The organism is Thalassospira mesophila (assembly GCF_002115755.1).
Lineage (GTDB): Bacteria > Pseudomonadota > Alphaproteobacteria > Rhodospirillales > Thalassospiraceae > Thalassospira > Thalassospira mesophila.
The window spans coordinates 147,368-162,185 of record NZ_JFKA01000008.1 but is presented as its reverse complement, the minus strand read 5'-3'; the positions used below and the strand labels follow the sequence as shown (position 1 = coordinate 162,185).

The following is a 14,818-nucleotide window of genomic DNA, read 5'->3' as shown; positions in this document are numbered from 1 at the left end:
CACGCGCAGGATTTTCAAACCGGTAAAACTGGGGGAAGGAAAGCTGGAGCGGGTGAAGGGAATCGAACCCTCGTCGTAAGCTTGGGAAGCTTCTGCTCTACCATTGAGCTACACCCGCTTTGCGGCACGCTTTATAGCCCGGCTGACCCGCCCGTGCAACAAATTCGCGCAAAGAGCACTGCAAATAATTTTGGCGCCGTCACGAACCCGGCGTTAAGCGCCAGATCACCCCGGCATGGTCATCGGAAACCAGCACGCTGCCATCCTTGCCATAGGATTTGATATCGACCGGGCGGCCCAGAACCGCGCCGTTATCGCGCAGAAAGCCTGACAAAAACGGGCTGGCGGAGACGGGTTTGCCATCCCTGAACGCCACCCGCACCACTTTATAACCATCAGGCACGCTGCGGTTCCATGACCCATGCAGGGCGACGAGCGCATCACCGTTATAAAAATGCACGCCCAGCGGGGCATTGTGGGCGTTAAAGGTAAAGGCGGGGAAGGTCACTTTGTGCGGCAGGTCTTCGTTTTTAAAATCAGGCGCGCGGGTTTTATTGCCCGCAAACCACGGATAGCCGTAAAAATCCCCGGCCCGGGTGGCGTGGTTAAGTTCCTCCCGCGGGATGTTATCGCCAAGGCCATCGCCCCCATTATCGGTGAACCACAAATCACCGCTGTCCGGATTAAACGTCAGCCCGACCGAATTGCGCAAACCCGATGCGTAAATTTCGGGCTTCCCGCTTGTGACCGGCAAGGTAATGATCGTGCCTTCAAGGCCGGAAACCTTGCAAATATTACAAGGGGCCCCCACCGCAACAAACAGGGTTTTTGCATCGGGCGACAGGGCAATATAGCGCCAGCCATGGTGGCTTTTATCGGGCAGGCCCTCAAACAACACCCGGTCCGGCTTGCCCAGTTTTTCGCCCGTAAAACCGGCCACATCAAACGACACCACCCGGTCCTGATCGGCCACAAACAACGTACCGGGTTTATAGGCAACACCATTGGCCGAGGTGAAATCCGACGATATCAGCGTAACGGCTCCGCCGGTGCCATTCGCTGCCGGGTCACTGACAAAATACAGGTTGCGCCCGCGTGTGCCAACAAACACGCCGCCCAGATCCGGTGCCACCGCCATAGAGCGCGCATTGGGCACAGCGGCAAACACGGCAAGATCAAAACCGTCGGCCACATCAAGCTGTGATCGTATTTTTTCCAGAACGTTGGCATTATCAGCGGCAAAGGAACGGTTAACGGGCCAAAAGGCCATGATAACTGCCAGCAATGCCGTTCCGGAATAACGCCAGCACCGGCTTTTGCGCGCAAAAACAGCATGAAGAAACAAAAAACGCCCGCCTGACCGCAAACCACGCCAAAGCGCAAGAAAACCGGTTAGAAACGGGCGTATTTTATAAGCATCGGCTTTGGCATCGGGCATCGTATTTTCCCTCGGTCAGAGTTGACCTTGGGAAGGGAAAATCACGATCCCAAGGCGACTTAGCGAGCGCGTTCGGAAATCGGTGCGTTAACCGAAAGTTCCATATCCCACGGGAAATAGATCCAGGTGTCCTGGGATACTTCGGTTACAAAGCTGTCAACGACTTCGCGGCCCAGCGGCTTGGCATAGACGGTGGCGAAATGTGCCTTGGGCAGTTTTTCGCGCACGGCTTTGGCCGTTTTACCGGTATCAACCAGATCATCAATGATCAGCATACCTTCGCCGTCACCTTCAACGTCTTTAAGCCATTCAATATCGCCACGGCTTTTGTCAGAATAGCTGCGAACGCAGACCGTATCAATCAAACGAATATCAAGTTCGCGTGCAATGATTGCGGCGGGCACAAGACCGCCACGGGTAATGGCGACGATGCCCTTATAGGGGCCTTTTTCCAACAGGCGCCATGCCAATGCGCGCGCATCACGATGCATTTGCTCCCAGGAAACCGGGAATCCCTTGTTGTATGCGGCTTCGCTCACAACGTTTCTCCTGCAAAATCCACAGGGCCGGTCCGCACAGAAACAGGCGAAACGGTTACCCCAAAAATATCAAGGCGCTTTCCTACGCCTTGTCCGATTGAAACACAAGTCCCGGCACAGCGTGAACAGAGATTTCGCCCAAAAACCGGCACCGCAAATGCAACAAGGCACAATGTTGCCCGCTTCAAGATGAGGCCGGTGGCACAATTGCCGCCTTGCGCGCCGTTACCAGATTATCAAAATCGCGTTTCAGGGCCGCAAATGGCTCGTCCCAACACGCGGGTTCCTGTTGGCGATAAATGCGCATGGTCGGGTACCAGGGGCTGTCGCTGCGCTCCACCATCCAGCGCCAGTCGGTGGTGTAAAGCTGCAACATCCAAACCGGCAAACCCAACGCCCCGGCCAGATGGGCGGGCGCACTATCAATGGTAATGATCAGGTCCATCTCGCTCATCAGGGCGGCACTGTCGCCAAAATTGCCAATGCGGTCGCCAAGGTCGTGAATAAAGGCCGATGCGCCAAGCCGGGCAATATCGGCCCGGCGGTCGTCGATTTGAAAACTGAAAAACGCCACACCGGGCGTGCCCATCAGGCCCATGAACTTTTCTAGCGGGCAGGACCGGTCACGCGGGTTCAGTTTACCGGCCCAGATCAGCCCGACCTTTAAAACAACATCGCTGGCAATGCCTGCCAAGGTCAATTTTTGCGGCGCGCTCATATAAGGGCTGGCCGAGGCCCGATGCAGGTCCTGTGCCTCAATGCCCAGCAAATGCGGCAGGCTTAACAAAGGCGCATGAACATCAAACGGCGGCGGGGTTGCACCCTTGGCAATCACCTGCCCAACCCCGGCCACGGTTTGCATAATGCCCAGCATTTCGGTGCGGCATTCGACAATCACATGGGCGGCCTTTTGCGCCACCTGCGGAATGAAGCGGGCAAACTGGATCATATCGCCAAAGCCCTGTTCGGCGCGTAACAACAGGGTTTTGCCGCGCAAATCGGCTTTGCCATCCCATTCGGGCACATCGGGCAGTGGGCGAATGGGGTTATCGGCCAAACGGCGACGCACTTCATAGGCCCTCCAACCTGCATCATATTGGCCCAGCGCCAACAGGGCCAGTGATCGGTCCCACAGGGCTTCGACATAATCGGGGTCGCGTTGCAAGGCCTTGTTGAAATAATCAATCGCCTGCTCAAAGCGGTTCATATCGCGATACACCAGCCCGGCATTAAACAGGTGCGATTTATCGCCGCCATCACGCGCCAGCGATTGTTCATGGGCCGCTATTGCATCGTCAAACCGCATCATTTCACGCAGACAATTGCCCATATTGGACCATAAACCGGCATTTTCCGGGCGCAGTGCTGCCGAACGGCGATAGGAAACCAGGGCAGCATCAAACTGTTTGCGCCGACGAAGCGCCACCCCCAGATTGTTTAAAATATCGGGCTGATCGGGGCGGGCGCGCAAGATGGTGCTGTAGAGTGCTATCGCCTCGTCCAGCTTGCCGGCCTGATGGGCGGCAACGGCGCGCGAAAACAGGGTATCACGGGGCACCCCGCCCCGATGAACCGTAACCTTGCGTTGCGGCGCCGGTGTTTCACCCGCCACGGCTTGCGGCGGTGAAACCGTTTTCACCTCTGCCGTAGACGACACAACGGCAAGCTCGGGCACGGTTGCTGCCGCCATCACCTGTTTGTCGCGTTTTGGCCCGGCCCCTTTGCCGGGCAAGGCGGCCTTTTTGCCCGCCTTTGATTTTGATTTTGCCATACCCACCCCAATAAGACACCGGCCCGCCACGCGACCTTTTGACACAATGACCGTTAAACTACCCCGGCCCGCGCCCGCCGCAAACGACATAAAGCGGTAAAAAACCCGTCAGCAAACTTTCATGCCGATTCGTGCCACCGGTTTTAGCGCCGTTTCAAGGCCGCACAAACCCCCATATAAGATCGCATTTTCAGCCGAAAATCAGCCAAAGGCGACCTTTCAAACAATTTTTCCCAAGTTTGTTATTAACGTTTCAGTTATTCGCAACCATCAGCTAGCCTTTCATATAAGGGCGATAGAACAAGCAGACAGATCATTCGCACAAAGCGCGATGTTATCCCTGCGTAAGACTGTATCCCTGCAAACAAGCAGGACAACCTTAAGGCCCCGACCAACAGGGGCACGCATGAAAATGCATTTACCCGGAGACCAGACATACCCCGCAATACTCAAAAAAACGGGCGATGTTTGTAAACAACCGGGAGGAAACAAATACAGGCAAGGCTTAAATGGACTGGGAGACATCTATGGCCGCAAAGGGAAAGTCCGGCGCATCTGTCGGACGTAAAGTGATTTTGGTGCTTGTGGCATTGCTGGTGGTGGGTTTCGCCGCAATGATGAGCATTCAGGCGATATCGCAACGCGATGCCATGATTGATTTGATGTATCGCGAATCTGTCAAAAAAACAGAAATGTTATCAACCGGCGTACAGGCGGGTTTCATTGCAATGGATGCCAATTCCATTGAAAAGGAATTTCGCAAACTGACCGACCGGCCAGACACCGAACTGGCCACCTTGCAAACCAATATGCCCGACGGCACCAATATTGCGCAATTTCAGGCCGAAAGCATGAAGGCCTATGACCTTAAGGCACTGGTTGAGCCCTATATGGCCCAACTGGAAAACAAGGAAATGGTCAGCTTTGTTGCCAATGGCGCGGTTATTGTTGCCGCCCCGATCACCAAATATTCCAAACGCAAGGACGATGACGTTTACCGGGGCGTGCTGTTAACAGCATGGAGCCTTGAAAACGTTAATGCCTCGGTGCTTAAGGCGGTAATCCTGCAACTGGCCCTGGCGGCGGCCATTCTGGTCGTGTTGCTGGGTGCGACCTGGTATGTGCTGCGCGGCCAAATCCTGATCCCGCTTCGCAAAATTAACGGGGTGATGACGCAACTGGCGCACGGCGACCTTGACGTTACCATTCCCGGCCTGAGCCGACGCGACGAAATTGGCGAAATGGCCGGATCGGTACAGGTATTTAAAGACAATGCCATCCGCGTAAGCCAATTAGACCGCGAACGCGAAAAAGAACGCGAACAAGCCGAGTTAAACCGCCGCGATGCCATGCAAAATCTGGCGGGCCGGTTTGAACGCACCGTCATGGGTGTGGTCGATGGTGTTTCAGGGGCATCTGGCGAAATGCAACAGGTTGCCCAAAGCATGGTTGCCGCCGTTCATCAAAACGAATCGGGTTCGCAGGCCGTTGTCAGCGCCATGGACCAGGCCAATAGCAGCGTTGAAACCGTCGCCAGTGCCGCCGAAGAACTGGCCCGGTCCATTCAGGAAATCAGTGCGCGGGTCAACGATACCTCCAACATTACCGAACGCGCCGCTACCGAAGCCAACCGGGTCAATGAAATGGTGCAGGGGCTTGATATTTCGGCGCAAAAAATTGGCGAGGTCGTTCAGATCATTCAGGCAATTGCCGAGCAAACAAATCTTCTTGCCCTTAATGCCACCATCGAAGCCGCGCGTGCCGGGGATGCGGGCAAGGGTTTTGCCGTGGTGGCCAACGAGGTTAAAAACCTTGCCAACCAAACCGCACGGGCGACCGAGGATATTTCGGCGCAAATTTCCGGCATTCAGGGATCAACACAGGATGCGGTTGGTGCCATTGATGGCATTACCCGGATCATTAACGATTTGAATTCCATTTCAGCCGAGGTGGCATCTGCCGTGCATCAGCAAGGCAGCGCCACCAGCGAAATTTCACATTCCGTGCAACAGGCGGTTAGCAGCACCCGCCAGGTCAGCGTTCATATTCGTGAAATGCAGGATGCCGCCGGGCAAACCGGGCTGGCGGCCCGGCAGGTTCTTGATGCTTCAGAAAAACTTGGTTCCCAATCAGGCACCTTGCGCACCGAAGTCGGCAGTTTTCTGCAAGATGTCCGTGAAAGCTGAGTTGCGGGCGGTGTGAATTTTTTCATTTTTAGCAAAAGGCACCCGTCAAACGGTGCCTTTTGTTGTTTCAACCCGCCATCCCATAACCGGCCATCCCAGAACCGGCCCTTTCGCATCAGGTTATTTCAGCGCAGGATGGTCGATGGCACCGGGGTTAAGGCGCATCATCATCATGTCGTCAATTTCAACATAACCAAGCCGACGATAAACCGGTTGCATATCGCGGGTCGCCAGCATCCAGCGTTTGACACGCCGCATATCAGGATGGTCATGCAAAGCCGTAATCAGCATCAAGGCAATACCGCGCCGCCGATACGCATCATCGACAAACACATCGGCGACATAGGCAATGGAAATATGATCGGTAACCACGCGGGCAAAGCCAACCTGGCACCCGTCGCAAAATGCGCCGACGCACAGGGATTTTTCCAGCGATTTTTCAAATTCCGCTCGCGAGCGGTTCATCGCCCAATAGGATCTGGCGATAAAATCATAGCAGTAATCCATATCGATCCGACCACGATCCGTGCTGATCTCAACTGAATTCCCGTTTTCCATGACCTTCACCGTCCGCTCGCCTTTGCCCGCCATTATAATTCGCAACTCTCGCCAGACGCGCAGGTTATTTCAGCACAACAGCAACCGTCAGGGCAAGAATGGCCACCCATAACAACACACCGTTTTTAAAAATACTCCGCCCGGCTGCCCGCCCGCCAAGCATGGCAGCCACCGTCTCGGGGTGCAGTTTAAGCCCGTGTTCGGTCAACACCCCCGATGCCCGTTCTGCCGCCTCGATCACGCGGGGCAAGCGGCGCAACATCGACCCGGCCTGACGGGTGGCTTCGGCAATTTTGGCTTCGGGACCCAGATTGTCGCGCATCCAGTCTTCAATCAACGGGCGCGACAGGTTCCACATATTTTCATTGGGGCTTAAAATGCGCGACAGGCCTTCGGCCACAATCATGGTTTTTTGCAGCATCAAAAGCTGGGGCTGGGTTTCCATGCCAAATGTTTCGGTCACCTGAAACAATTGCCCCAACAGCCGTCCGACCGAAATATCGGCCAGTTCCTTGCCCAAAATCGGCTCGCCGATGGAGCGACACACCTGCTGGAAATTTTCCAGCGACTGGTCGCGCGGCACATAGCCTGCTTCAAAATGAATTTCAGCCACCCGGCGATAATCGCGGGTTAAAAAACCCAGCAACATTTCGGCCAGATACAGCCGTGTTTGCCGATCCACCCGGCCCATAATGCCAAAATCAACCACGCTGACGCGGCCGGTTTCATCGACAAACAAATTGCCCGGATGCATGTCGGCATGAAAAAAACCGTCGCGGAAAATCTGCTGGAAAAATGCGGCGGCGGCCTTGGCCAGCAATTCGGTGCGGTTGATGCCCATTTGCTCAAGGGCTTCAACATTATCAATGCGCACACCCTTGACCCGTTCCATGGTCAAAACATGCTGGGCGGTGCGTTCCCAGTCAATTTCCGGGATATAATAGGTGGGGTCGTCTTTGAAATTCTCGCGAAATTCCGACGCCGCAGCGGCCTCGAACCGGAAATCCATTTCCAGTTTAACGCTGTCTTCCAGGGTTTTGATGGTTTCAACCGGCTTTAATCGGCGCAACCGCGGCTGCGTCCACTCCACAAGTTCTGCCGCCCAGTAAAACAGGTCCAGATCGCGGGCAAAGCGCACGGCAATATCGGGTCGCAATACCTTAATCGCCACTTCGCGGCCATCAGGTGTTTTGGCAAAATGCACCTGCGCGATGGAGGCTGCGGCCACTGGCGTTTCATCAAATTCAACAAACAAATTGTCAAACGGTGCGCCCAACTGGGTGGAAATCAACCGTTTGGCAATGCTGGCGGGAAAGGGTGGCAACCGGTCCTGCAAGGAGGACAAATCAGCCGCAACATCATCGCCAATCAAATCGGCACGGGTGGCAAGGGTTTGCCCCAATTTAATAAAAGCCGGTCCCAGTTCCTCAAGCGCGCGGGCAAGCCTGCGCCCCGGCGGCAGGGTGGAACCACCTGAAAACGGCGCTGTCAAACGGGCCAGCACGGCCAAAATCTTGCCGCCCGGCACCAGGTCAAGCGGGAACAGGGCATCGTGGCGGGCCAGGGTTCGCGCCATGGTGATCAGGCGAAAACTGTTACGAACAAAGCGGATCATGTGAAATGGCCCTCAGATTCGCCAGCCGGAATGAATGGCAGCAATTCCGCCAGACAGGTTGCGATAGCGCACCCGGCCAAACCCGGCATTGCGGATCATTTGAGCGAAGGTTTCCTGATCGGGGAACTGACGAATGCTTTCGGCCAGATACTGATACGCCTCGCGGTTGCCCGCAATAAACCGGCCAATTTCGGGCAACAGCTTGAAGGAATACATATCGTAAATCTTGTCAAACCCCGGCACCACGACCTTGGAAAATTCCAGACACAAAAAGCGCCCGCCGGGTTTAAGAACACGGTACGCTTCGCGCAATGCCTCGTCCACGCGGGTGACATTGCGAATGCCAAAGGCGATGGTGTAGGCATCCATCGACTGGTCGGGCAGCGGCAATTTCTGCGCATCGCCCACCATCCAGTCGATATTTTTCAAAATCCCGTGATTGGCCGCGCGGTCGCGCCCGACATGCAACATTTCATAGTTAATGTCGCACACCGTCACCGCCCCGCCGCCGCGCTTTAAAAAGCGAAAGGCAATATCGCCAGTTCCCCCGGCAACATCGATCAGGCGCATATCGGCGCGCGGCTTGAGTTCGTTGATGAAACTGTCTTTCCACAGGCGGTGGATGCCACCACTCATCAGATCGTTCATCACATCATATTTGGACGCGACCGTGTCAAACACCTCGCGCACCATGGATGCTTTCTGGTTTTCCGGCACATCGCGGAAACCAAAGTGGGTTGTTTTATCGCCGGTTTCGCCCGCGGCTGGGCCTTGATGCTTGCTCATGGCCGGAAAATAGCGCAGCAACCGCCCGCCCGCCAGTGTAAACCGGCAGTTTTTAGAAATATCCTGTTGAAGGGGGCTGGTTTCTGATAAGGAAAAATACCAACACCTTGTTATATGAAATCATTACAAACAGGATCTGCCATGAGCTGTATGGTTAAAATTTGCGGTATCAACAGCGAAGATGCCGTTCTCGCGGCCATGAGTGCAGGTGCAGATGCCCTTGGTTATGTGTTTTTCCCGCCCAGCCCGCGTCACATTTCGCTGAACGGGGCCGCAACCCTGACCGAACGTGTGCCCGACAGCATTTTAAAGGTCGGCCTGTTTGTCGATGCCGGAAACGAGGCGATTGCCAATGCGGTTAAAGCTGGCAACCTTGATATGATCCAGCTTCACGGCAGCGAAACACCCGACCGGGTGAAAGAAGTGCAGGATGTTTTTGGCCTGAAAGCGATGAAGGCGATTTCTGTTAGCACCACCAAGGATTTGGACAAGGCCGCAAAAACCTATGACGGCGTTGCCGATTTTTTGCTGTTTGATGCCAAGCCCCCCAAAGACAGCACCCTTCCCGGCGGCAATGCCACAAGCTTTGACTGGACCTTGCTGGCCGGGCGTGAGTGGAAAAGCAACTGGATGCTGGCTGGTGGCCTTGACCCCGACAATGTCGCCGAGGCCGTTGAAATTTCCAACGCCCCGTGGGTCGATGTATCGTCCGGGGTCGAGCGCACACGCGGCGTTAAAGATGCGCGCAAGATCAACGCGTTCGTTCGCGCCGCCAAGGGATATTAAACCGCTGTACGAACAATATACCGTGCCCCGACCAGATAAGGTTGGGGCACGGTTTTTATTGAGATACAACGCGGGTCATTGCCATCATTGGTAAATTATTGTTTTCTGAAGTACCAATGCGCACTATGACCACCTCATCGCATTTTGGTGCGACATCAAAGTCATAGACGGAGCCTTTGTTGATGAGCCAAGCCCTGCGCCAACGCTGTTCGGATATTTTGCGTGCCAAAGAGCGCCGCGAACCGGTAACGATGGCTGTGCACGGGGCGTTGTCGCTGCTGATTATGATCAATGTGGCATCGGTGGTGATGGATACCGTCGAGCCCTTTGCCCGCAACCATATCGACTGGTTCTGGGCGATTGAAATTGTCTGTAGTTCGGCCTTTACCCTGGAATATCTGCTGCGCATCTGGAGTGCGCCCGATGACGAACGTTTTGCCGGTCGGTTCGGACGGTTGCGCTATATCGCAAGTCCGATGGCCCTTGTGGATCTGGTATCAATTTTACCGGTTTTTCTGCTGTTGCTGACCAGCATCGATTTACGCTTTATCCGCATCATGCGGTTGCTGCGGCTGTTGAAATTTACCCGCTATTCCTACGGGATGGACCTGCTCACAACGGTTCTGCGCCAACAAATCGGCATGTTGGGGGCCGCCAGCACCGCCCTGGCCTGTTTTCTGATTTTCAGTTCAGGCGCGATTTATCTGCTCGAACACCAGATACAGCCTGAAACATTCGGCAATTTGCCCAAAACCCTGTACTGGTCGATCATTACCCTGTCGACGGTGGGGTATGGCGATGTGGTCCCTGTTACGGTTGGCGGCAAAATTCTGGCTGCCTTCATAGCCCTTAGCGGCATTGTGATGGTTGCCGTCCCTGCCGGTATTCTGGCATCGGCCTTTAGCAGTGAATTGCGCCGCCGCGAAGAAACCTATCGCCAGACCGCCGCCCAGCATTTGCAAGGCGGGGCGCATTTAACCGATGCCATGCGGACCCGTTTACAATCACACCAGGAAGAACTGGGCCTGACCGATGAACAGGCCGAACTGATTATCAACGATGTACGCGAGGTTCATCGCGGTCATATTGTCGATGACACCCTGTTTTGCCCGCATTGCCGCAAAGCCCTGCGGATCGAGGTTTCCGACCGCATACATGGCCGGTAATGCCGCCAAAACCGCCAATCCGATCAAAAGCCTTGACGTGCCCCGATTGCCCGCGCATATTTTGCCCATGAAAACACAAGACATGACCCCGATCCGCATTGCAAATCGTTGGTGGTGGCGCGCTTAAAGCGGGCGGCCAACCCCATGTCTTGACCATATTCCGGCCGCCTGATTTTACAGGCGGTTTTTTGTTTTCAGGCATCCCCATTTTCCATCTGAAAAACATTCTCCGTCTGTGGCTGTGCCCCACAACAGGAGACTTCCCGTGACCACCCCGATCCAGACTGCCCAGACTTCCCAAGGCATCGCGACAAACGACGACAAACCCGCCGGTGAATACCGATATGTCAGCGATGGTGGCGTTGCCATTTTGCGCCGCCAGATCGACATTGATTACGAAACCGCCACCGCCGGGCTGATTGAAAGCCTGGACACAGCCAAAGGCGTGTTGTTGTCATCGTCCTACGAGTTTCCGGGTCGTTATTCGCGCTGGGATATGGGGTTTGCCCAGCCACCGCTGGAAATTACCGGGCGCGACCGGGGCTTTGCCATTCATGCGTTAAATGACCGGGGCCGGGTATTATTACCGGTGATTGCCCCGGTTTTGGAAAACCATGCCCATATCGACGGCATCACCATTGGCGATGATGGCATTTATGGCACCGTCGCCCAGCCCGAAAAATGGTTTGCCGAAGAAGAACGCAGCCAGCAGCCCAGCCTGTTTTCGGTGGTGCGCGCCCTGCGCGACCTGTTTGCCCATAATGGCGACGAACGGCTGGGGCTATATGGCAGTTTTGGCTATGATCTGGCGCTACAATTTGAACAGATTGCCCTAAAACAGGACCGCCTGGCAGATCATAAGGATTTGCACCTGTATTTGCCCGACAGCATCATCACCGTTGACCATGCCGCCCGCCACGCCATGCGCTTTGATTATGAATTTAGCGCAGCCAACGGTGAAACGACCGAGGGAGTGGCGCGCAGCGGTGCCGCCCATCCGCCATCGCATGGCAGCAATCAGGTGGTGCAAAACGATATGGCAGAAGGCGAATATGCCAAAATCGTCGATGACACCAAGCCGCGCTTTGCCCGTGGTGAATTGTTTGAAGTGGTGCCATCACGGGTGTTTCGCACCAAATGCACCACCGCCCCGTCCGAAATTTTTCGCCGTTTAAAACGGCGCAACCCGGCCCCTTATGGCTTTTTGATCAATCTGGGCCATGGGGAACATCTGATTGGCGCATCGCCGGAAATGTATGTGCGCGTTAGCGGCAAGCGGGTGGAAACCTGCCCGATTTCGGGCACCATTGCACGCGGACGCGACGCGATTGAAGATGCCGAAAACATTCGGACCTTGTTAAATTCGGCCAAGGAAGAATCCGAATTGACCATGTGTACCGATGTCGATCGCAACGACAAGGCACGGGTATGCAACCCCGGATCCATCCGCATTATTGGCCGCCGACAGATCGAAATGTATTCGCGCCTGATCCATACCGTGGACCATGTGGAAGGCCGCCTGCGCGAAGGGTTTGATGCCCTGGATGCTTTTTTAACCCATTGCTGGGCCGTAACCGTAACCGGTGCGCCCAAACGCGCCGCGATGACCCATATTGAAAATGTCGAACGCAGCCCGCGCGCCTGGTATGGCGGGGCGATAGGTGCCGTATTATGCAATGGCGACCTTAATACCGGCCTGACATTGCGCACCGTGCGCCTTAAACAGGGTGTGGCCGAAGTCCGCGCCGGGGCAACATTGTTATATGATTCACAATCCGCTGCCGAGGAAGCTGAAACCGTGCTGAAAGCATCGGCAATGATTGATGCCATCACCCGGCCCGATAGCCATATTGTGGCCGATGACCCGACCCGCTCGGGCGTTGGCAAGCGGGTGTTGCTGATCGACCATGAAGACAGCTTTGTGCAAAACCTTGCCAGTTATATTCGCGCCACCGGGGCCGAAACCCTGACCATGCGGCCCGGCTTCCCCGACGCGGTGTTTGACGATTACAAACCCGATCTGGTGTTTTTATCGCCCGGCCCGGGCCGCCCCGATGATTATAATTTAAAGGGCAATATCGAACGGGCGCTGGCACATGGCCTGCCGGTTTTTGGCGTTTGCCTGGGCCTTCAGGGCATTGTCGAATTTTTTGGCGGTAAGTTGGGGCAACTGGCAACGCCGATGCACGGCAAACCTTCGAAAGTACGACTAGATAGCACCGACCCGCTATTTTCCGGCCTGCCCGAGGACATTGTGGTGGGCCGGTATCATTCGCTGTTTGCCAACCCCGATACCCTGCCCAGGGACCTGATTGTGACCGCCCAAAGCAGTGACGGCGTGATTATGGCCATTCGCCATGCGTCGCTGCCGATCAGTGCCGTGCAGTTTCACCCCGAAAGCCTGTTAACCCTTCAGGGCGATGCGGGCATGCATATGATTGCCAATTTGCTGCGCAACCCGCAAGGCCGCCCCAGCAGCGAAACCGACATTCCAACCAGCAGCAAAGCCGCCTGAGCCGATATAGCCGGGTATTATTGCATCTGTGCGGCATCTTTTGCCCCAAACCACCGGCATCCCCTGATACCCGGTGGTTCCTTACAACGACCATGTTGCCTCCCGCATGGTCGTTGTTTTTTTATGCGGCCCGCCAAACAGGCAGGCCTGAATATTCATCAATCGTCCCCGTCGTCATTTTCAACAAGCGCACCGTCAAGCACGCTGTAATCGGGCGGCGGCGCACGGCGAAAACCTTCGGGGTTGGCTTTCTTTTTATCTTTCAGGGTGCGAAACAGCTGGCGACCATGAAACGGCACCGGCTTTTCCTCGGTCGGGCCACCGGCGCGTATCGGGCGCGGGGCAAAACGGCCCAGCGTTATCAAGCGGTCATACATCACGATATTGGCGGCAATTGCTACATTGATGCAAAATTTCATCGGAATTTTCAGGATAAATTCGCAATGTTCCTGGGTTTCGGGCGATAAATCGCCCCGTTCCGGGCCAAAAACATAGGCCGCACGCGACGGGTGTTTGAAACTGGGCAGCTCAATCGCATCGGCGGTCAGTTCCACCCCGACCAGCGAACAGCCGGTGGGCAGCATCATGTTGTCAAGATCGGGGAAATGATAATAGGGCATCTGTTCGGATGCCTTGGAGGTATCGGTGGGGTTGCTGGTATCGTCTTCAAAATCCGCATCCACGGTGAAGGCAAAGCTGGCACCAAAGGCATGAGCCGAGCGAAACAGGGTGCCGACATTTAAAGGTTTGCTGGCCCCCTCAATCCCGATCCCGAAATAACCGCGCATCATTTTCCTCCGTGCTGCACGCCTTGTGCGCTTTCACACACTCCAAAATATAATTTGTTGTCCGGCTATAGCCCGAAGGGGCGACCGGATCAAGCCGGGGCGCAGTTATGTCTGCCTAGCCGTCAATTTCGACCTTTCCGGCAAGTGACGATCAAGACCTTTTCCCATCTTCCTGCCAAGCGGTTTAAACGTGAAAACAGGGCTAAATATCCCGCCTTTGGCAGCCTGTTATCCCCGTGAGGGACAAGGATAATTTGGCATTTCCACCAAAATACTCCTGACTGTCGCAAGGAGCGTACCAGCCCAAATACGGAACATCTGCCCCGCCCAACCGTTCTATTACCAGTTAGCCCGGTGGGAAAAGATGCTCTTGCCCGACGCAAAATTCCCTGCGGTCTGACGCCTAAAAACGCATAATCCTAAATGACAGGACAGGAGATCCACAATGAATTGGGATCAAATTGAAGGCAAATGGAAGCAATTGCGCGGCAGCGTCAAACAGCAATGGGGCCAACTGACCGATGACGACATTGATCGCGTCGATGGTAGCCGCGACAAACTTGTCGGAAAAATTCAGGAAGCCTATGGGATCGAACGCGAAGAAGCCGACCGGCAGGTCAGCCAATGGTTTGATCGCCTGTAACAGGCCCGACCCTGGTGTTGATACGGG

Annotated in this window: 12 protein-coding genes and 1 tRNA gene; 5 read left to right on the top strand and 8 right to left on the bottom strand. The window is 55.2% G+C overall.

Annotation, left to right across the window (positions count from 1 at the left end; translation table 11 throughout):
- Window positions 1–44: 44 nt before the first annotated feature.
- The 4 genes from TMES_RS16600 to TMES_RS16585 form a co-directional block, all read right to left on the bottom strand.
- Window positions 45–118 (bottom strand) — tRNA-Gly (locus TMES_RS16600).
- Window positions 119–199: 81 nt separating this feature from the next.
- Complete coding sequence (locus tag TMES_RS16595) at window positions 200–1,438, bottom strand: PQQ-dependent sugar dehydrogenase (RefSeq protein WP_245835489.1); 1,239 nt, start codon at window positions 1,436–1,438, stop codon at window positions 200–202.
- 59 nt (window positions 1,439–1,497) lie between these two features.
- Window positions 1,498–1,977: a xanthine phosphoribosyltransferase gene (gpt, locus tag TMES_RS16590; RefSeq protein WP_085584556.1), complete on the bottom strand. Its 480-nt coding sequence runs from the start codon at window positions 1,975–1,977 to the stop codon at window positions 1,498–1,500.
- Between the two features lie 184 nt (window positions 1,978–2,161).
- A complete protein-coding gene (locus tag TMES_RS16585) occupies window positions 2,162–3,748 on the bottom strand; it encodes a tetratricopeptide repeat protein (RefSeq protein ID WP_085584606.1) in 1,587 nt (528 codons plus the stop codon).
- A gap of 527 nt (window positions 3,749–4,275) precedes the next feature.
- Between TMES_RS16585 and TMES_RS16580 the strand changes: the two genes are divergently transcribed.
- Entirely contained in the window at window positions 4,276–5,934 is a 1,659-nt protein-coding gene (locus TMES_RS16580) for a methyl-accepting chemotaxis protein (RefSeq protein ID WP_085584554.1), read from the top strand.
- A gap of 120 nt (window positions 5,935–6,054) precedes the next feature.
- On the opposite strand, the gene TMES_RS16575 is transcribed toward TMES_RS16580, so the two are convergent.
- The 3 genes from TMES_RS16575 to ubiE form a co-directional block, all read right to left on the bottom strand.
- Window positions 6,055–6,492 (bottom strand): GNAT family N-acetyltransferase, encoded by a 438-nt coding sequence (locus TMES_RS16575; RefSeq protein ID WP_085584552.1) that lies wholly within the window; start codon window positions 6,490–6,492, stop codon window positions 6,055–6,057.
- A gap of 64 nt (window positions 6,493–6,556) precedes the next feature.
- Window positions 6,557–8,107: a 2-polyprenylphenol 6-hydroxylase gene (ubiB, locus tag TMES_RS16570; protein WP_085584550.1), complete on the bottom strand. Its 1,551-nt coding sequence runs from the start codon at window positions 8,105–8,107 to the stop codon at window positions 6,557–6,559.
- 12 nt (window positions 8,108–8,119) lie between these two features.
- Window positions 8,120–8,893 carry a bifunctional demethylmenaquinone methyltransferase/2-methoxy-6-polyprenyl-1,4-benzoquinol methylase UbiE gene (ubiE, locus tag TMES_RS16565; RefSeq protein ID WP_085584604.1) on the bottom strand — a complete coding sequence of 258 codons (774 nt, stop codon included), beginning with the start codon at window positions 8,891–8,893 and terminating at the stop codon, window positions 8,120–8,122.
- A 141-nt stretch (window positions 8,894–9,034) separates the two neighbouring features.
- On the opposite strand from ubiE, the gene TMES_RS16560 reads away from it, so the two are divergent.
- The 3 genes from TMES_RS16560 to TMES_RS16550 all read left to right on the top strand — a co-directional run bounded on the left by TMES_RS16560 (window position 9,035) and on the right by TMES_RS16550 (window position 13,360).
- Window positions 9,035–9,679: a phosphoribosylanthranilate isomerase gene (locus TMES_RS16560; protein WP_085584548.1), complete on the top strand. Its 645-nt coding sequence runs from the start codon at window positions 9,035–9,037 to the stop codon at window positions 9,677–9,679.
- A gap of 182 nt (window positions 9,680–9,861) precedes the next feature.
- Window positions 9,862–10,845, top strand: a complete 984-nt coding sequence (locus tag TMES_RS16555; RefSeq protein ID WP_085584546.1) for an ion transporter — start codon at window positions 9,862–9,864, stop codon at window positions 10,843–10,845.
- A 265-nt stretch (window positions 10,846–11,110) separates the two neighbouring features.
- Entirely contained in the window at window positions 11,111–13,360 is a 2,250-nt protein-coding gene (locus tag TMES_RS16550; RefSeq protein ID WP_085584544.1) for an anthranilate synthase component I, read from the top strand.
- A gap of 158 nt (window positions 13,361–13,518) precedes the next feature.
- Here TMES_RS16550 and TMES_RS16545 read toward each other — a convergent pair whose 3' ends face one another.
- Window positions 13,519–14,151, bottom strand: coding sequence for an RNA methyltransferase (locus TMES_RS16545; RefSeq protein ID WP_342746321.1), 633 nt, complete (start codon window positions 14,149–14,151; stop codon window positions 13,519–13,521).
- Between the two features lie 442 nt (window positions 14,152–14,593).
- Here TMES_RS16545 and TMES_RS16540 point away from each other — a divergent pair, with 442 nt between their 5' ends.
- Window positions 14,594–14,791: a CsbD family protein gene (locus TMES_RS16540; protein WP_085584542.1), complete on the top strand. Its 198-nt coding sequence runs from the start codon at window positions 14,594–14,596 to the stop codon at window positions 14,789–14,791.
- Window positions 14,792–14,818 lie beyond the last annotated feature (27 nt).

What these genes read in the sequence shown, in the direction of transcription:
- TMES_RS16545 (WP_342746321.1), bottom strand. Translation starts at nt 14,151, where the DNA reads ATGATGCGCGGTTATTTCGGGATCGGGATTGAGGGGGCCAGCAAACCT.
- TMES_RS16555 (WP_085584546.1), top strand. Translation starts at nt 9,862, where the DNA reads ATGAGCCAAGCCCTGCGCCAACGCTGTTCGGATATTTTGCGTGCCAAA.
- TMES_RS16585 (WP_085584606.1), bottom strand. Translation starts at nt 3,748, where the DNA reads ATGGCAAAATCAAAATCAAAGGCGGGCAAAAAGGCCGCCTTGCCCGGC.
- TMES_RS16575 (WP_085584552.1), bottom strand. Translation starts at nt 6,492, where the DNA reads ATGGAAAACGGGAATTCAGTTGAGATCAGCACGGATCGTGGTCGGATC.
- TMES_RS16580 (WP_085584554.1), top strand. Translation starts at nt 4,276, where the DNA reads ATGGCCGCAAAGGGAAAGTCCGGCGCATCTGTCGGACGTAAAGTGATT.
- TMES_RS16560 (WP_085584548.1), top strand. Translation starts at nt 9,035, where the DNA reads ATGAGCTGTATGGTTAAAATTTGCGGTATCAACAGCGAAGATGCCGTT.
- ubiB (WP_085584550.1), bottom strand. Translation starts at nt 8,107, where the DNA reads ATGATCCGCTTTGTTCGTAACAGTTTTCGCCTGATCACCATGGCGCGA.
- ubiE (WP_085584604.1), bottom strand. Translation starts at nt 8,893, where the DNA reads ATGAGCAAGCATCAAGGCCCAGCCGCGGGCGAAACCGGCGATAAAACA.
- TMES_RS16540 (WP_085584542.1), top strand. Translation starts at nt 14,594, where the DNA reads ATGAATTGGGATCAAATTGAAGGCAAATGGAAGCAATTGCGCGGCAGC.
- TMES_RS16595 (WP_245835489.1), bottom strand. Translation starts at nt 1,438, where the DNA reads ATGCCCGATGCCAAAGCCGATGCTTATAAAATACGCCCGTTTCTAACC.